The following is a 16,993-nucleotide window of genomic DNA, read 5'->3' on the forward strand; positions in this document are numbered from 1 at the left end:
CACCTTCGAGATAGGGCGCGGCCGCCCCATGGGAGCCCGTTGGCGATGATCGACGACACGGAACTCCTCGCCCGCGCCGAGGCGCTGGTGGCGGCCTACACGGCGGCGAAGCGCACCATCGCCACGGCTGAATCCTGCACGGGCGGCCTCGTGGCTGGCCTGCTCACCGCGGTGTCGGGCTCCTCGGCGGCGGTCGAGCGCGGATTCGTCACCTACTCGAACGACGCCAAGGCCGAGGCGATCGGCGTGCCCATGGCGCTGATCCGCCAGCACGGCGCCGTCAGCGAGCCGGTGGCGCGGGCGATGGCCGCGGGGGCGCTCGCGGCCTCCCGGGCCGATGTGGCGGTGGCGATCACCGGAATCGCCGGCCCCGGCGGCGGCAGCGCCGAGAAGCCGGTCGGCCTCGTGCATTTCGGCCTCGCCGTGCGAGAGGGCGCCGTGCGCCACCTCGAACGGCGCTACGGCGATCTCGGGCGCGCGGAAATCCGCCGGGCTGCAGTCGCTGATGCGCTGGGCCTTCTGGAGGACGTTGTTCGCGACTGAAGGAGGGACGCTCCATGGACAGGGTGACGACCCGCCTCTGCATCGTCGGCGGCGGCCCCGCCGGGATGATGGCCGGGCTGCTCTACGCCCGGGCCGGGATCGATACGGTCGTGCTGGAGAAGCACGCGGATTTCCTGCGCGACTTCCGCGGGGATACGATCCACCCGTCCACCCTCGACCTGATGGACGAGCTTGGCTTCACGGAGCGTTTCCGCGCCCTGCCCCAGCGGCGCGTCGAACATTTTTCCGGGGTGGTGGCCGGACGCAGCTACCGCGTGGCGGATTTCAGCCGGCTGCCGACCCGCAACCGTTTCCTGTCCTTCATGCCGCAATGGGATTTCTTGGACTTTCTGGCCGGCGAGGCGGGGCGCTACCCATCCTTTCGCCTGATCCGCCGTACCGAGGCCCGGCACCTGATCGAGGCGGATGGCCGAGTCGCGGGCGTGCGCGCCGAGGGCCCTGACGGTCCGGTCGAGATCCGCTCGGACCTCGTGCTGTGCGCGGATGGCCGCCACTCGCGCATGCGGGACTGCGCCGGCTTCACGCCCCGGGCCTTCGGCGCGCCGATCGACGTGCTGTGGTTCCGCCTGCCCCGCCGGGACGGCGATCCCGAGGCGGCGGCCGGGCGCTTCGGGCCGGGCCGCATCCTCATCACCCTCGACCGGGGCGATGCGTGGCAATGCGCCTACGTGGTGCCGAAGGGTGGCGATGCGGCACTGCGGGCGAAAGGACTGCCGGCCTTCCGGGCCGCGGTGGCGGAGATCGCGCCGTTCCTGGCCGACCGCTCAGCGGAGATCGCCGACTGGGACGACGTCAAACTCCTGACCGTCACGGTCGATCGGCTGGAGCGCTGGCACCGGCCGGGGCTGCTCTGCATCGGCGATGCGGCCCACGCCATGTCGCCGGTGGGCGGGGTCGGGATCAACCTCGCGATCCAGGATGCGGTGGCGGCAGCCAACCTGCTGGCCGGGCCGTTGCAGGCGGGACGCGTCGCCGAGGTCGATCTCGCCCGGGTCCAGGCCCGGCGGATGCTTCCGGTACGGGCCACGCAGGCGCTGCAGCGGATAATCCAGTCGCGGGTGATCGCGGCCTCGCTCAGGGCCGATGCGCCGTTCCGCGCGCCGCTGGCGCTGCGGCTTCTCGATGCCGTGCCGCCGCTTCAGGTCCTGCCGGCGCGGATGATCGGGATGGGCGTGCGGCCGGAGCACATGCGCGTTCCGGCGGCGCGGGCCTGATCGGTCGCCTGATGGGCCTCACAATCTTCGAAAGCTCCCGACGTTGTGGATTGGGCTGTCATCAATAGAGGCGCCAGCCGATGAGAATGCGGTGCTTGAATACCATCTGCAGCATGTCCCCATTCCCTTTGGCATTGGCTGCCGGGGCGGAGGACGACTCCATCGGTTTGCCGTCGACGGCGCCGTGCTCCGTGCGACGGGGCGCATCGCCAGCCTGCGGAGCGAGCGTTTGCTCCGACCCAAGACCACCGACTGCGCGACTGAACTCGCTTGGCGTCGGTTTGGACCGGAGGTAGGTTTCGATCAATACATCTCCGTTCATGAAATTATCTCGGTACCCAGGAATACCATAGAAAGCCCAAATCCAGTCGATCGTCGTTTGTCCAATCGAGAAGTGGGTGTTGATATACGATTCGCTGAACCGGTCGTTGTAAGAGACTTTGCCGGCTGGACTTTCCGCGATCGATTTCTTGAAGCGCTCATGCGCACGGCGGATATCGTACCCGTCGTTGCAGGACGACAGAGTGTGCGCGGCTGTCAGAGCCACGATGATGGCCAATAGGACCTGTCTGTATCTCAAGACCAGGCGCTCAAGTTTTCGAGGTGGCGGACTCCATAGGGCCCTGCCGGGCTTTGATTGCACGGGTTGAATAAGTTGTAAACATAATCCGTTTGGCGTTCTATATCAGAAAGATTGCCGAATTATAATGTAATTGCGCGGAAAAATTTAGACATTAGCTGTTAGCTGAAGAAGAAACGAATGTATTGTCGTCGGGATCAAAGACATTGAAATAACGCACATCGCTGCATGCGAGATGATCATTCACGTCAAGTCGGTCATCGGGACTATGTCGTCGGCACCTGCCCCCGATGGGGCATGACGGCTAAGCCTGCTCACGCGGCATCGTACATCCGGTCCGCCCGCCCCTCGAACGCGTCGGTGAACTTGCGAAAAGCCCGGTCGAACATCGTACCCATCAAAAGCCCCAGGGTGCGGCTCTTGAACTCGTAGGTGATGAAGAAGTCGATCGCGCAGCCGCCGTTCGGAGCGTCCTTGAACAGCCAGCGGTTCTCCAAATGCCGGAACGGACCGTCGATATACTCGGCCACGATCTTGAGATGCGCCGGTTCGAGGCTGACCCGGGTGGTGAAGCGCTCGCGAATCGCCTTGTAGCCCACGCCCATCTCGGCGATCAGCACCTGCCCGCCCTCCGTCATATCCTGCCGACGGATCACCCGCAGGGAGTCGCAGAGCGGCAGGAACTCAGGGTAACGCTCCACGTCGGCGACGAGGTCGTACATCTGCTGCGGCGAATGCTTCACCGTGCGGGTGACCCGGAAGGATGGCATCGTGTTCGGGTTTCCTCAGGCCGAGAGCGCGGGCGACAGTTTCGCCAGACGCGCAGCCTGCAAACGCGCGAAATCTTCACCCGCATGGTGCGACGAACGCGTCAGGGGCGTGGCCGAGACCAGCAGGAAGCCCTTGGCGTAGGCGGTGGTCTCGTAGGCCTTGAACTCGTCGGGGGGGACGAAGCGCACGACCTCGTGGTGCTTCTTCGACGGCTGCAGGTACTGGCCGATGGTCAGGAAATCGACATCGGCCGAGCGCAAGTCGTCCATCAGCTGGAGCACCTCGTTCCGCTCCTCGCCGAGCCCGACCATGATGCCGGATTTGGTGAAGATCGACGGGTCGAGCTCCTTGACCCGCTGCAACAGGCGCACCGAGTGGAAGTAGCGGGCGCCGGGCCGCACCGTGAGGTACTTGGCCGGCACGGTCTCCAGGTTGTGGTTGAACACGTCGGGCTTGGCGGCGACCACGGTTTCGAGCGCGCCATCCTTGCGCAGGAAGTCGGGGGTCAGGATCTCCACCGTGGTGCCGGGGCTTGCCCGGCGGATCGCCGCGATGGTGCGGGAAAAATGCTCGGCGCCGCCGTCCCTCAGATCGTCGCGGTCGACCGAAGTGATGACCACGTGGTGCAGGCCGAGCTTGGCGACCGAATCGCCGATTTTTTCGGGTTCCGCCGCGTCGAGGGACTCGGGCAGGCCGGTGCGCACGTTGCAGAAGGCGCAGGCCCGCGTGCAGGTGTCGCCCATGATCATGAAGGTGGCGTGCCGCTTCTCCCAGCACTCGCCGATATTCGGGCAGCCCGCCTCCTCGCAGACCGTGACGAGGCCGTGCTCGCGGACGATCTTCTGCGTCTCGGTCCAGGCCTTCGAGCCCGGCGCCTTCACGCGGATCCAATCCGGCTTCTTGGCCTGGACGGGCTGATCGGGCCGGTGCGCCTTCTCGGGATGGCGGACCGGCCGCGGATCGTTCTTCAGGATGTCGAGGACGACGGCCATGGGTCGGGGGCTACCACACCGCGTGGAGGCGCCCGGAGGCGCGGTCGGGATCGCCCTGACTTAAGCTCCAAGGCCCCGCACCGCAAACCGCCGCGACGCAGGGACGCCCCGCGGCGGTTGAGGGTATGGCAGTTCCGTCAGATCCCGAGGGCGCGCACGAACAGCCCGGCCAGCGCCGCGCCGATGACCGGACCACCCACCGGGATCAGAGCATAGCTCCAGTCCGAAGTTCCCTTTCCGGCGATCGGCAGCACCGCGTGGGCGATGCGTGGGCCGAGGTCGCGGGCGGGGTTGATGGCGTAGCCGGTGGTACCGCCGAGCGACAGGCCGATACCCCAGACCAGCATGCCGACCATGTAGGGCGCCACGCCCCTCGGGATCGCGCCGGTGGCGCCCAGGGTATTGGTCACGAGGGCCGAGATGGTCAGGATCAGGAAGAAGGTCGCGATGATCTCGGAGATCCAGTTGGATTTCGCATCGCGGATCGCCGGGCCGGTGCAGAAGCAGGCGAGCTTGAGATCCTGCTCCGGCGTCGCGGCCCAGTGCGGCAGGTAGTGGAGCCAGACGATGACCGCACCCACGAAGGCGCCCAGCATCTGAGCCGGGACGTAGACGGCGAGCTTGCTGAAATCCCCTGAACTGACTGCGCCCGCCACTGTGACGGCGGGGTTGAGATGCGCGTCAGGGCTGCCGGTGGCGCTGGCGACGAAGATGCCGGCGAGCACCGCGAAGGCCCAGCCGGCCGTGATCGAAATCCAGCCCGCGTTCTCGGCCTTGGATTTCTTGAGCAGGGCGCCGGCAACGATCCCGTCGCCCAGGACGATCAGCGCCATCGTGCCCAGAAATTCACCCAGGAATGGTGATAGCATGGTGATGTCTCCCCCGTTTGTTGTTGTTTTTGACAGTTCAGGCGCCGCGCAGGACATGACGCCGATGAGGCGCGCTCCGGCAACCTGTTACGCGCTCTCCCTCCCCCCTCTGCGGGGGAGGGTGGCCCCTGCGTCAGCAGGGGTCGGGAGAGGGGAACCCGGGTTCAGGATCTGGGACAGGCTTCCTGACGGGCGCAGCCTTGTTCTGCACCGTCGCTCCCCTCTCCCGACCCGCTTCGCGGGCCACCCTCCCCCGCAGAGGGGGGAGGGAGACGCGCGGCGCCGTCCGCCCTCTCACGCTTCGTTGGTCTTCCAGTCGAACGACCGCTGCACCGCCCGGCCCCAGGCGGCGGCGATCTTTTCGCGTTGGCCGGCATCCATCTTCGGCGTCCAGCGCTTGTCGACGCCCCAGTTGCGCTTGAGGTCGTCGAGCCCTTTCCAGTAGCCGACCGCCAGACCCGCCGCGTAGGCGGCACCGAGGGCGGTGGTCTCGGCTACCTTCGGGCGGACCACCGGCACGTCGAGCATGTCGGCCTGGAACTGCATCAGCGTGTTGTTGGCGACCATGCCGCCATCGGCCCGCAACTCCTTGACGGGGATGCCGGAATCCTTGGCCATCGCGTCCAGCACCTCGTGGGTCTGGAAGGCGGTCGCCTCCAGCACCGAGCGGGCGATGTGGCCGCGGTTGACGTAGCGGGTGAGCCCGATGATCAGCCCGCGGGCGCCCTCGTTCCAGTGCGGCGCGTAGAGCCCCGAGAAGGCCGGCACGAAATAGACGCCGCCATTGTCCTCGACCGTGGTGGCGAGCGTCTCGACCTCGGCGGAATCCTTGATCATGTGCAGGTTGTCGCGCAGCCACTGCACCAGGGCGCCCGTGATGGCGATCGAGCCTTCGAGCGCGTAAGCGGGTTTTTGGCCGTCGAGGCGGTAGGCGAGCGTGGTGACGAGGCCAGCCTTCGAGGGGACCGGCTCAGTGCCGGTGTTCATCAGCGCGAAGCAGCCGGTGCCGTAGGTGTTCTTGGCCTCGCCGGGGCTGAAACAGGTCTGGCCGAACAGGGCCGCCTGCTGGTCGCCGAGGATACCGGCGATCGGCACGCCCGCGAACGGCGCCTTCGTCTGCCCGTAGACCTCGCTCGATGAGACGATTTTAGGGAGCATCGCCTTCGGGATGCCGAAGGTTTTGAGCATGCCCTCGTCCCATTCGAGGGTCTTCAGCGACATCAGCTGCGTGCGGCTGGCATTGGTCACGTCGGTGACGTGGAGGCCGCCCTCCGTCCCGCCGGTGAGGTTCCAGACGAGCCACGTGTCGATGTTGCCGAACAGCACGTCGCCAGCCTCGGCCTTCTCGCGGGCGCCCGGCACATGGTTGAGGAGCCAGCGGAGCTTGAGGCCCGAAAAATAACTCGCCAGCGGAAGGCCGGTGAGGTCGCGGAACCGGTCGCGGCCGCCGTCGCGGGCGAACTCGGCCACCAGCCGGTCGTTGCGGGTGTCCTGCCAGACCAGGGCGTTGTGCAGCGGCTTGCCGGTCGTCCGGTCCCAGATGACCGTGGTCTCGCGCTGGTTGGTGATGCCGATCGCCGCGAGGTCGGAGGGCTGGAGGCCGCCTTTCTCCAGCGCCTCACGCATCACGCCTTGGGTCTTCGTCCAGATCTCGGACGCGTCGTGCTCGACATGGCCCGGGGCCGGGTAGATCTGCGCGTGCTCGGCCTGGGCCAGCGTGATGACGCTGCCCTCCCGGTCGAACACCATGAAGCGGCTGCTGGTGGTGCCCTGATCGATGGCCCCGACGTAACGGCTCATCGTTCCCTCCCCTGTTATCCCGACCGGTCTGCGCCGGAGCGGGTCCGAAATCGTCAGGCCGCCTCGGCCCTGCGGTCGAGGTAGGCGGCAAGCCGCGCCGCGCTCTCCGCGCTCGTGCGCAGGCCGAGCTTCGAGCGCCGCCACAGGATGTCCTCGGCGGTGACCGCCCATTCCTCGGTGCGCAGGTAATCGACCTCCGCCGCCGTGAGCCCGCCATCGAAGGCCTCGCCGAGGTCCGCCATCGAGCGGGCGGTCCCGACGATGTCGCGTGCCCGCGTGCCGTAGGCTCGGGCGAGGCGGCGGGCGGTCTCCTCCGGCAGGAACGGCTTTTCCGCCCGGAGCTTCGCCAGGAACGGGTCGAAGTCGGCATCCGCCATGGCGCCGCCCGGCAGAACCGCGTCCCCGGTCCAGGCCTTCTTGAGATGCGGGAAATACGGCTTCAGTTTCTCCAGCGCGTGCTCTGCGAGCCGCCGGTAGGTGGTGATCTTGCCGCCGAACACCGACAGCACGGCGGCCTTCCCGCCCTGGTCCTCGACGTCGAGGACGTAGTCGCGGGTCACCGCGGAGGCGTTCTCAGCTGCGTCGTCGTAGAGCGGGCGCACGCCCGAATAGCTCCAGACCACGTCGGACGGGGTGATCTGGGTGTCGAACGAGCGGTTGATGCAGCCGCAGAGGTAGTCGGTCTCCTCCGCGGAGATCGAGACCGGGCCGGGCTCCCCGTCATAGGGCACGTCGGTGGTGCCGATCAGCGTGAAGTCGCGCTCGTAGGGGATCGCGAAGATGATGCGCTTGTCGGGCTGCTGCAGGATGTAGGCCTGATCGCCCTCGAACAGGCGCTTGACCACGATGTGGCTGCCCTTGATCAGCCGCACCGCCGCCCGGCTGTTGAGGCCGAGCGTGCCGCCGAGCGTCGCGCTGACCCAGGGGCCGGCGGCGTTGATCACGGCCTTCGCTCGGATAGTCCGCTCGGAACCAGTGCGCTCGTCGCGCAGCGTGGCGACCCAGCCCTCGCCGTCGCGCCTTGCCGAGACCACGCCGGTGCGGGTGAGCACCGTGGCGCCGCGCTCGCGGGCATCCATGGCGTTGAGCACCACGAGGCGGCTGTCCTCGACCCAGCAGTCGGAATACACGAAGCCGCGCGTCAGGCGCTTCTGCAGCGGCGCGCCGTAGGCGGAGTTGCGCAGATCGACCCCGTGCGAGCCGGGCAGCGTGCGCAGGCGCGCGAGGTGATCGTACAGGAACAGGCCCAGCCGCAGCATCCAGGCCGGGCGCAGGCCCTCGTCGTGGGGCAGCACGAAGCGCAGCGGCCAGATCACGTGGCGAGCGAGCCGCAGCAGCCGCTCGCGCTCGGCCAGCGCCTCTCGCACGAGGCGGAACTCGTAATATTCGAGGTAGCGCAGGCCGCCATGGATCAGCTTCGTCGAGGACGAGGAGGTGAACCCGGCCAGATCCCCGCGCTCGGCCAGCAGCACCGACAGGCCGCGGCCGGCCGCATCCCGGGCGATGCCGGTGCCGTTGATGCCGCCGCCGACGACCAGAAGTTCGTAGGCGTCGGACGGCTCGCGCTGGCGCGGTGCTGCCGCCATGGTTCCTCCTGCCCCGCCCCGATGGCGAGCTGGAGATATATTGACGCCGCCGAACGCTTTCGCAAGCGAAAAATTCGATGTTCGTTACGGTTCGTCGGTCCCGTCGGCGACCGCGAGGGTCACGCCCTGGCGCTCCAGCAACGCGACGATGTCCGGCGGCGGCGGCTGATCGGTGAATAAGGTGTCGATCTGATCGAGCCGCCCGACCTGTACCATCGGGCGCCGGGTGAATTTGGTACGGTCCGCCACGAGGAAGGTTTTCCGCGCATGGGCCAGAATGGTCTGTGTCGCCCGCACCTCCTCGTAATCGTAGTCGAGGAGCGCGCCATCGGCGTCGATGCCGCTGATGCCGATGACCGCCACGTCGACCCGGAACTGGCTGAGGGTGTCGCAGGTGAGTTGGCCGAGCACCGCGCCGTCCCGGTTGCGCACGGTGCCGCCCGCCACGACGATGCGGAACTCCGTGGCCTCCCCCAGGGAGAGCGCGACGTTGAGATTGTTGGTGATCACGCTGAGATCGTCGTGCCGGGTCAGCTCCCGGGCGACCGCTTCGGGCGTCGTGCCGATATTGATGAAGACCGAGCAATGCGACGGGATCCGGCTCGCTGCGAGCCGGCCGATCCGCGTTTTTTCCGGCAGCAAGGTCACCCGGCGGTCGGCGTAGTCGATGTTCTCGACGCTGGAGGGCAGGCCGCCGCCGCCGCGGTAGCGCTCCAGCCGGCCCTCGGCGCTCAGCTCGTTGAGATCGCGGCGGATCGTCTGGACGGTGACGCCGAACTGCGCCGCCAGGGCCTCGATGGTCACGAAGCCCCGCTGGCGTACCGCCGCCACGATGGCGCTGCGCCGTCCCTCGACGCCGGTCGCCTCGATCCTGTCCTCGGACCTCCGGTCGAGCGGTCGTGTCATCGTTCCTCCCGTCTTGTCCCGCCCAATCCATGGCGTACGCCCGGACGCGGGGCGATGTTCGGTTTCGAACATTTTTACAGTGATGTCCGTCTGCGCGTGAGCGTGAACCGCGTGTGACGATCCGGCAAGGCTCAACGCGGGCCGACAGGAGCGCGTTCTGCGCAGACGGTCAGGTGAGGTATAATTCCGATGCTCGCCGCCGTGCCCGGCGGAGGTGCAGATACGAAAAAGGCCTGCCGCGGCTGCGGCAGGCCTGATCGAGCGGGCTCGACCGCCCTGTGGCGGCGAGCGCCGCGGCCTCACATGTGGTGGCGCATCCGGCGGTGATGCTTCATCCGCTTGTGCTTCATCATGCGCTGACGCATCATCGGCCGGGCCGGAGCGGCGCCCTGCTCCATTGCCGCAGCCTCGCCAGCGCGCTCCATGCCGCCGCGTGGGCCGCCGGCCTGCGAACCAGAGCTGTTGTAGGGCGAATTCCCCTGGGCGTAGGCGGAGCCTGCGAGGAGCGTCAGCGACGCGGCGGCCAACAGAAGTTTCCTCATCATCAATCCCTGGCATAGACCGACGCAGGCGAGGCGCCGACCATCATAGATGCGGCGCTGCTGCGTCGGAAAATAAGCGGCCAAGCCAAGACTTGGTTCCCGTCGCCGCTCCGCGCCCGCGGCGTGATTGCCGGGATCATGAACACAGCCTATTGCGCCCTTCGTGTCGTCCGGGATCCGACGGACGATCAGGGGGGGGGAGCGGACGACCTTGGCCAGCAACGGGACGGCCTATCTCCTCCTCGACGTCGCGGGAACGCCCTGCGCCTTGCCGCGCGACGCGGTTTCCGAGGTGCTGCCGCTGCCGGATCTCCACGCCCCGCCCGCGGCCGGAGGCTGGCTGACGGGCTTCCTCAATCTCGGTGGGGCGCCGGTGCCGGTGATCGACCTCGCGTCCCTTCTCGGCCTGCGTCCGGCGGGGGCGCCGGCCGGCCTCTACGCGCACCTCGTCCTCGTCCGGGACGAGGGCGTCGCGTATTGCGTGGATCGGGCCGCCGACCTCGTCACCGTACCCGACTCCGCGATCCGCCCGGCCGGCGAGGACGGGACGCTCAACGGCTGCGTAGCGGCCGAACTCGTTCTCGGCGAGTGCCTCATCCACGCGCTGGCGCCAGCGCGCCTGCTGACCGCGCAGGAGCGGGCCCGGGTCGCTGCGCTCGCCCGGGCCGCCGCCGAGCGCCTCGCTGCCCTGCCCGTTTCCGCCTGACCCGCGATGTCCCGTCCGGGCCCGCCCTGCCCCGATCCGGGGGCCGATCCCGCCTACGCGGCGCTGAAGGCGCGGATCATCGCGCGCACCGGCCATCACTACTACGTCGACAAGGACGATCTCCTGATCGAGCGTCTGCGTCGGCGCTTCCGCGAGATGGCGGCGGCCGATTGCGCGGCCTATGCCGCCCTCCTGTCGGACGGCGCCCAGGGGGAGGCCGAATGGGCGCGCCTCGAGGCCGAGATCACCGTCGGCGAGACGTTCTTCTTCCGCTACGCCGAGCAGTTCCAGGCGTTGCGCGAGCGGATCCTGCCGGCGTTGATCGCGGCCCGCGCGTCCGAGCGGACGCTGCGGATCTGGTCTGCGGGCTGCTCGACCGGGGCCGAGCCCTATTCCCTGTCGATCCTGGTGCAGGAGTTGCTGGGCGACGCTCTGCCGAACTGGCGGGTCTCGATCCTCGCAACCGACATCAGCGCCGAGGCGCTCGCCACCGCCCGCGCCGCCGAATACGGCCGCTGGGCCCTGCGCACGATGCCGCCGGCGGAGCGGCTGCGCTACTTCACCCGCCTGCCCCCGGCGCCCGGGATCCGGCGGGAGGGCGGCTATGCCCTGCGCCCGGAATTCCGGGGTCTGGTGCGGTTCGAGCGCGGCAACCTGCTCACCCTCGCCGATCCGCAGGCGCAGGACGGCGAGCGGTTCGACCTGATCCTCTGCCGGAACGTGCTGATCTACTTCGACGCCCGGACGGTCGCCGCGGTGGTTCGCGGCCTCGGCCGCAGGCTGCGGCCGGACGGCTGGCTGCTCCTCGGCCACGCCGAGCCGAGCCCCGCCTTCGCGGGATTCCTCGATGCGGTCAGCCTGCCTGGGACCGTCGCCTATCGCACCCTGTCCGATACGCCGGCGTTGCCGCCCGTCGTGCTCGCTGAACCGGAACTCCGGTCGATCGTGCCACCGGTGGTGCGCGGCGGCGCGCTCGCGGATGCGCCGCTTCCGGACGCCCCGGGGCTGCCCGCCGTGTCTGCCGACGAGGCGGTGCCGCGCGCCGTTCCATCGGCCGGCGCGGCGCTGCGCGCACAGGCTGTCTCATATCACGACGTGTCCGATCATGCCGTGTCCGAGCGTGATCGCATCCGCGTCCTCGCAGATGCCGGGGATACCGGGTCGGCATGGCGGGCGCTGCGCATTGCCCTCGACCGCGATCCGACCGATCCGGCCCTGCGATTCTACGAGGGTCTCCTCGCCCGGGCACTGGGCCGCGATGCGGAAGCCGAGCGGGCGCTGCGGGCGGCCCTTTATCTCGACCGGGGCTTCGTGATGGCCCACTACCATCTCGGCCTGCTGCTGATCGCCCTCGATCGCCCCAGCGAGGCGGCCCGCGCCCTCGACAACGCGATCGCGCTGAGCCAAGCCCTCGCCGAAGCCCTGGGATCCGACACGGTGCTGCCTGAGGGCGACGGCGTGTCCGCCGGGGATGTCGCTGTTGGGGCTGCCGCGGCCCGCGCGGCGCTCGGCCGCAGGAGTTCCTGATCGTGCGGAGTCACAGGTCGTTGTCGGAGAGCGCTGATGATCGGCCGCGCGTTCCCCTCCCCCCGCGGGGGCTTGCGGACTCACACATTGGGTTTTGGGATCATCGTTCGGTTGTCGTATCTGGCGGTCCAGATCTGACCGGCGCACTTCCTCCCCCCACCGCGGGGGAGGGTACCCTGCGAAGCAGGGGGGGAGAGGGGAACCCGGTTTCCGGAATAGGTGGGACCTTCATGAAGGCCAGCGCTCTGTCCTGCACCGTGGCTCCCCTCTCCCGACCCCCTTCGGGGGCCGCCCTCCCCCGCAGAAGGGGGAGGGAGACGCACGTCGTTCCAACCGCTGCTCCACTTCTCAACCCGCGATGCCCGACCATCGTGGCGCCCTAATGGAACCGAGCGCCACCAGACAGGATCCGGGCGCGGCCTCGCGCCTCCGATCGGAACACGAACTCCGGGCCGAGCGCACCGCAGCGCTGGCCCGACGCGGTATCCGCGCTTCGAACATCGATGCCGGCCTCGACCACCTTGTCTGCGCCTGCGGGAGCGAACGCTACGGCCTGCCGCTGAAAGCCGTCGCGCAGGTCCTGCCGATGCGCCCCCTCACGCCCATGCCGGGCGCGGTGCCGTCGCTCATCGGCCTCATCGCCCTTTCGGGGCGGATCGTCGGCGTGCTCGGCCTCGCCCGGGCGCTCGGCCGGCCGGAATCCGCGGGCGAGCCCGGTCACGTCGTGGTGCTGCGCGGAACCCCCGCCCATCAGCCCCTCGCCCTGGCGGTCGATCGGGTGCTTGGGATCGCCCCCGCGGCGGCGACGTCGGCAACGAATCCCGGCGGGTTGGGCAACGAGGTCGCTTCGGGCTATGCCCCCGGCGTGGCAGGTGCCGACCGACCGGATTTCGTCATCATCGATCTTCCCCGCCTCCTGCGTCGCGCCCTGCCCTGACGGGCTCGCGAAGCAGGTTCCGCAGACACAGCCGCTGGTCTTCTCGAGACCTGCGCCCCACCACGCCCCCAATCGGAGCCAGCCCGACCGTGAATCTCTCGATCGGTAGACGCATCCTCCTCGGCTTCTTCGCCGTAACGGTCGTGATCGTGGCGCTCGGCCTCTATGCGCTCGAGCAGATCGGCGCGGTGCGCGACACGACCGACGCGATCGTGCGGCGCGATATGACGGTGCTGCGCCAGATCGACGACCTGGGCAACGAGGCCCGCGATCTCGGCCTGCTGCGCCGGACCGCCGTGATCGCGATGCTGACGTCGACGCAGGGCCGCCAGGCGCGCACTGACGACACCGTGGCGGCCTGGCGCCAGACCGCCACCCAGATCGAGAACCGGCTCGCCACCACGATCCAGCTCTCCACCGAGTACCGTGCCTACTCGGCCTCAACCGAGCGTGTGGCCGCCTGGGACCGGATCGCCGCCGCGGCGGCCGACGTCCAGCGCACCTTCCGCGAGGTCAAGAGCCTCGGCGAGGTGCAATTCGCGGCCATCGCCAAGCAGGATGTCGCCGGCGTCGAGGCCCGCAACGACGAGATCGCCCGGCTCCAGACGCCTTTCCTGGAGGGGATCAGGAACCTCAGGACCCTGCTCGACGGTGGCATGGCACTGGGCCAGCGTGCCGCCCAGGAGGTCTACGATCGCTCCCGCCTCTCGATCTACCTGACGCTTGCCGCCGCGATTGTGCTGGCGATCCTGGTCACGTGGATGATCAGCCGCGCGGTGGTACGCCCGCTCGAGACCGTCATGGCCTTCGTGGAGCGGGTCGGCGGCGGGGACCTGTCGGGCAAGTTGCCGATGAGCGGGGGTGACGAGATCGGGCGGCTCGCCACCACGCTCAACGCCATGGTGGCCGGCCTCTCGGACCTCGCCAAGACCAACCGCGCGGCAACCGCCGACCTCAACGCCGCCGCGGCCGAGATCCGCGCCTCGGCCCAGGAGCAGGCGGCCTCGGTCGAGCAGCAATTCGCCGCCGTGCAGGAGACCGCCGCCACGGTCGACGAGATCACGCATTCGGGCGCCCAGATCGGCAAGCGCGCCACCGAGGTGATCGCCACCGCGCAGGCCACCGCCCAGACCTCCCGGCAGGGCCTGCGCGCCGTCTCCGACACCGCCAAGGCCATGGACGCGATCCGCGAGCAGGCCGAGGCGGTGGCCGGCAACATCGTCAGCCTGTCGGAGAAGACCCAGACGATCGGCGACATCATCGAGACGGTCAACGACATCTCGGAGCGCACGCATCTCCTCGCCCTCAACGCCGCCATCGAGGCGGCCGCGGCCGGCGAGAGCGGACGCAGCTTCGCGGTGGTCGCCTCCGAGATGAAGCTGCTCGCCGATCAGGCCAAGGCGGCGACCGGTCAGGTGCGCGGGATCCTGGGCGAGATCCAGCGGGGCATCAACACCTCGGTGATGCTCACCGAGGAGGCGGTCAAGCGCGCCGCCGCCGGCAAGGCCCGCTCGGACACGACGCAGCGGACCATCGAGGAGATCACCGCCCGGGTGGAGGAGAACGTCCAGACCTTCCAGCAGATCGTCGCCTCGACGAACCAGCAGCAGCTCGGCATCGAGCAGGTGATGGGCGCGCTCCAGAACATCCGGCAGGCGAGCCAGCAGACCGCGGCCGGCACGCGGCAGGTCGAGTCCGCCTCGGCCAACCTCACGGAGCTGGCCCAGGCGCTGATGGCGCTCGCCGAACGCTACCGGCACTGAGGCCGGCCGCGCCTTGACCCAGGACATCCGCCAGCTCCTGCTCGCCGCCTTCGATGTCGAGCACCGGGAACACGTCGCGGCGATCCGCGGGGCGCTCGGCAGCGCCACGCCGGATTGGAACGACGTGTTTCGCCGGGCCCACAGCCTGAAGGGGGCGTCGCGCGCCGTCGATCTGCCCGCTGTCGAGGCGGTCGCGCACCGTCTGGAGACGCTGTTCGAGAAGGTCCGGACCGGCGCCGCCCTAGACCGGGAGGCGGCCAACGCGGTCCACCTCGCCCTCGACCGAATCGAGAGTTACGTCGCCGGCCTGCAGGACGGCGTCGGGCCCGACATGCCGGCGGACGCCCTTTCGGCCCTTGGGCAGGTTCTCGGGCGGCAGGGCGAAGCGGCTCCCGCCGAACCGGTCGCTGCATCGCGAGACACTCCGCCTCCGTCCGCCGCTCCGACTTCCGAGCCTGCCCCGAAGCCGGCGGCCGAGCCGGCCGATCCCGGTGCCGCGCTGCTGCGGGTTCCCGTGGAGGCCGTGGAGGCGATGGCTCGGGCGAGCCACGATCTCACGAGCACGCTGGCCAGCCGCACCTCGGCGGCCGACAGCCTCGCCCGGCTGGCCAGACTCGCCCGGGGCCTGCGCGCCAACGCGGAAGCGCTCGCCGCCGGGGCGGACAGCGACGGGACCGCGTTGCGCGCCTTCGCGGCCGAGATCGGCGCCTTCGCCCGAGAGGCGTCGGACCTGTCCCGGCGCCACGCCGTAGCGAGCAGCGCCATCGACGGGGCCGCTGCTCAGGTCCGCGCCGCCGCCGAGCGCCTCGCGTTGGTGCCCGCCGAGACGGTTTTGGGCCCGCTGGCGCGCTCCCTGCGCGAGACCGCCCGGGAACAGGGCCGCGAGGTCGATCTCGACCTGCGCGGCCTCGACCTGCCGGTCGAGCGCGGTACGCTCCAGGCGCTCAAGGACCCGCTGCTCCACGCCCTGCGCAATGCCCTGAGCCATGGCTGGCAGAGCCCGGAGCAGCGCCGCGCCGCCGGCAAGCCCGAGGCGCTGGGGCTCGGCCTGGAGGTGGCGGTGCGCGGCGCCCGACTTTCCGTCACGGTGTTCGACGATGGGCCGGGGCCGGATCTGGCCCGGATCGAGGCCACAGCCCGGGCACGCGGTCTCCTCGCCCCGGAGGCGGTCGCCGATCCCGAGACCCTGCTGCGCCTCGTCTTCGAGCCTGGCTTCTCCACCGCGGAGGCGGTCGATACCCTATCGGGCCGCGGCTACGGACTCTCGGTGGCGGCCGATGCGGCCCGCCAGCTTCTGGGCAGCGTCCGGCTGGAGCCGCGCACCCCCTTCGGCACCGCTCTGATCTTCAGCCTGCCGCTCTCGGCGGCCCGCCGCAGCCTGCTGCTGGTCGAGGCGGGCAAACGCACCTACGCGCTGCCGGGCAATGCCGTGGAACGCCTGTTGCGCCTGAAGCGGGCCGAGATGCCGGTGGCAATGGGCCGACCGATCCTGCGCCTCGGCACCGGCGATGTGGCCACGAGCCACCCGGTGACCGACCTCGCCGCGATCCTGGGCGAGGCCACCGATTCGGATGATCTCGAAGCCTTGCACGCCGTGGTGCTTCGAGCAGAGGGCGGCCGCTTCGCGATCACCGTCGACCGCCTGCACGATGTCCGCGCGCTTCTGGTCCTGCCCGCCCCCGCCTTCGGAGCCGATCCGGGCCTGATCGCGGGCACGGCGGTTCTACCAGGAGATATCCCGGTGCTGGTCCTGGACCCCGAAGGTCTCGCGGCGCGCGCGGCTGTCGCACCACCGTCCGGAACGATGGGGCAGGCGCAACGTTCGACGACACGTGATCCCGCACCGCGGGCCGCCGCGCGGGCGACCATTCTGGTCGTCGATGATTCGATCACCACCCGGACGTTGGAGAAGGGCATCTTGGAAGCGGCCGGCTACCGTGTGGTCGTCTGCGTCGACGGTCAGGACGCCCTCGACCGGCTGCGCGCCGAGGTCGAGCCCGTGGACCTCGTCCTCGCCGACGTGGAGATGCCGCGCCTCGACGGGTTCGGCCTGCTCCAGGCCCTGCGGGCCGACCCGCGCTTCGCCCGGTTGCCGACGATCCTGATGACCTCCCGCGGCGACGCAGCCGACGTGGCCCGGGGCCTCGACCTCGGCGCCGACGCCTACCTCACCAAGCAGAAATTCGACCAGCGTCAGCTGCTCGATACGATCGGGCAGTTCCTGTGACCCCGGTCC

Annotated in this window: 15 protein-coding genes; 7 read left to right on the forward strand and 8 right to left on the reverse strand. The window is 69.5% G+C overall.

Features of this window, described 5'->3' with window-relative positions; translation table 11 throughout:
* Positions 1-45 precede the first annotated feature (45 nt).
* Both MKK63_RS02970 and MKK63_RS02975 read left to right on the forward strand, forming a co-directional pair.
* Complete coding sequence (locus tag MKK63_RS02970; protein WP_243998578.1) at positions 46-543, forward strand: CinA family protein; 498 nt, start codon at positions 46-48, stop codon at positions 541-543.
* Positions 544-557: 14 nt separating this feature from the next.
* Entirely contained in the window at positions 558-1,778 is a 1,221-nt protein-coding gene (locus tag MKK63_RS02975; protein WP_243998580.1) for an FAD-dependent oxidoreductase, read from the forward strand.
* Positions 1,779-1,839: 61 nt separating this feature from the next.
* On the opposite strand, the gene MKK63_RS02980 is transcribed toward MKK63_RS02975, so the two are convergent.
* The 8 genes from MKK63_RS02980 to MKK63_RS03015 all read right to left on the reverse strand — a co-directional run bounded on the left by MKK63_RS02980 (position 1,840) and on the right by MKK63_RS03015 (position 9,824).
* A complete protein-coding gene (locus MKK63_RS02980; RefSeq protein WP_243998582.1) occupies positions 1,840-2,337 on the reverse strand; it encodes a hypothetical protein in 498 nt (165 codons plus the stop codon).
* A gap of 335 nt (positions 2,338-2,672) precedes the next feature.
* Entirely contained in the window at positions 2,673-3,128 is a 456-nt protein-coding gene (locus MKK63_RS02985) for a type II toxin-antitoxin system RatA family toxin (protein WP_243998584.1), read from the reverse strand.
* A 15-nt stretch (positions 3,129-3,143) separates the two neighbouring features.
* A complete protein-coding gene (lipA, locus tag MKK63_RS02990; RefSeq protein WP_243998586.1) occupies positions 3,144-4,121 on the reverse strand; it encodes a lipoyl synthase in 978 nt (325 codons plus the stop codon).
* Positions 4,122-4,258: 137 nt separating this feature from the next.
* Positions 4,259-4,990, reverse strand: coding sequence for an MIP/aquaporin family protein (locus tag MKK63_RS02995; protein ID WP_243998588.1), 732 nt, complete (start codon positions 4,988-4,990; stop codon positions 4,259-4,261).
* A 294-nt stretch (positions 4,991-5,284) separates the two neighbouring features.
* Positions 5,285-6,790 (reverse strand): glycerol kinase GlpK, encoded by a 1,506-nt coding sequence (glpK, locus tag MKK63_RS03000; RefSeq protein WP_243998590.1) that lies wholly within the window; start codon positions 6,788-6,790, stop codon positions 5,285-5,287.
* Between the two features lie 53 nt (positions 6,791-6,843).
* A complete protein-coding gene (gene glpD, locus MKK63_RS03005; protein ID WP_243998592.1) occupies positions 6,844-8,376 on the reverse strand; it encodes a glycerol-3-phosphate dehydrogenase in 1,533 nt (510 codons plus the stop codon).
* 84 nt (positions 8,377-8,460) lie between these two features.
* Positions 8,461-9,282, reverse strand: coding sequence for a DeoR/GlpR family DNA-binding transcription regulator (locus MKK63_RS03010; RefSeq protein WP_243998594.1), 822 nt, complete (start codon positions 9,280-9,282; stop codon positions 8,461-8,463).
* Between the two features lie 299 nt (positions 9,283-9,581).
* Positions 9,582-9,824 carry a hypothetical protein gene (locus MKK63_RS03015; RefSeq protein ID WP_243998596.1) on the reverse strand — a complete coding sequence of 81 codons (243 nt, stop codon included), beginning with the start codon at positions 9,822-9,824 and terminating at the stop codon, positions 9,582-9,584.
* A gap of 211 nt (positions 9,825-10,035) precedes the next feature.
* Here MKK63_RS03015 and MKK63_RS03020 point away from each other — a divergent pair, with 211 nt between their 5' ends.
* From MKK63_RS03020 to MKK63_RS03040, 5 genes are all read left to right on the forward strand, one after another.
* On the forward strand, positions 10,036-10,530 hold the full coding sequence (locus MKK63_RS03020) for a chemotaxis protein CheW (RefSeq protein ID WP_243998598.1): 495 nt from the start codon (positions 10,036-10,038) through the stop codon (positions 10,528-10,530).
* Between the two features lie 6 nt (positions 10,531-10,536).
* Positions 10,537-12,057, forward strand: coding sequence for a CheR family methyltransferase (locus tag MKK63_RS03025; RefSeq protein WP_243998600.1), 1,521 nt, complete (start codon positions 10,537-10,539; stop codon positions 12,055-12,057).
* Positions 12,058-12,439: 382 nt separating this feature from the next.
* The gene (locus MKK63_RS03030) at positions 12,440-12,994 is read left to right on the forward strand and encodes a chemotaxis protein CheW (protein ID WP_243998601.1); all 555 of its coding nucleotides are present in this window, start codon (positions 12,440-12,442) and stop codon (positions 12,992-12,994) included.
* A gap of 89 nt (positions 12,995-13,083) precedes the next feature.
* Complete coding sequence (locus tag MKK63_RS03035; RefSeq protein WP_243998603.1) at positions 13,084-14,757, forward strand: methyl-accepting chemotaxis protein; 1,674 nt, start codon at positions 13,084-13,086, stop codon at positions 14,755-14,757.
* A 13-nt stretch (positions 14,758-14,770) separates the two neighbouring features.
* Positions 14,771-16,984, forward strand: coding sequence for a response regulator (locus MKK63_RS03040; RefSeq protein WP_243998605.1), 2,214 nt, complete (start codon positions 14,771-14,773; stop codon positions 16,982-16,984).
* The last annotated feature ends 9 nt before the right edge of the window (positions 16,985-16,993 follow it).

Origin of the sequence: Methylobacterium sp. J-088 (assembly GCF_022829295.1) — a bacterium.
GTDB lineage: Bacteria > Pseudomonadota > Alphaproteobacteria > Rhizobiales > Beijerinckiaceae > Methylobacterium.

Coding starts and splice junctions, on each gene's coding strand:
- MKK63_RS02970 (WP_243998578.1), top strand. CDS start 46: ATGATCGACGACACGGAACTCCTCGCCCGCGCCGAGGCGCTGGTGGCG.
- MKK63_RS02975 (WP_243998580.1), top strand. CDS start 558: ATGGACAGGGTGACGACCCGCCTCTGCATCGTCGGCGGCGGCCCCGCC.
- MKK63_RS02985 (WP_243998584.1), bottom strand. CDS start 3,128: ATGCCATCCTTCCGGGTCACCCGCACGGTGAAGCATTCGCCGCAGCAG.
- lipA (WP_243998586.1), bottom strand. CDS start 4,121: ATGGCCGTCGTCCTCGACATCCTGAAGAACGATCCGCGGCCGGTCCGC.
- MKK63_RS02995 (WP_243998588.1), bottom strand. CDS start 4,990: ATGCTATCACCATTCCTGGGTGAATTTCTGGGCACGATGGCGCTGATC.
- glpK (WP_243998590.1), bottom strand. CDS start 6,790: ATGAGCCGTTACGTCGGGGCCATCGATCAGGGCACCACCAGCAGCCGC.
- glpD (WP_243998592.1), bottom strand. CDS start 8,376: ATGGCGGCAGCACCGCGCCAGCGCGAGCCGTCCGACGCCTACGAACTT.
- MKK63_RS03010 (WP_243998594.1), bottom strand. CDS start 9,282: ATGACACGACCGCTCGACCGGAGGTCCGAGGACAGGATCGAGGCGACC.
- MKK63_RS03015 (WP_243998596.1), bottom strand. CDS start 9,824: ATGAGGAAACTTCTGTTGGCCGCCGCGTCGCTGACGCTCCTCGCAGGC.
- MKK63_RS03025 (WP_243998600.1), top strand. CDS start 10,537: ATGTCCCGTCCGGGCCCGCCCTGCCCCGATCCGGGGGCCGATCCCGCC.
- MKK63_RS03030 (WP_243998601.1), top strand. CDS start 12,440: ATGGAACCGAGCGCCACCAGACAGGATCCGGGCGCGGCCTCGCGCCTC.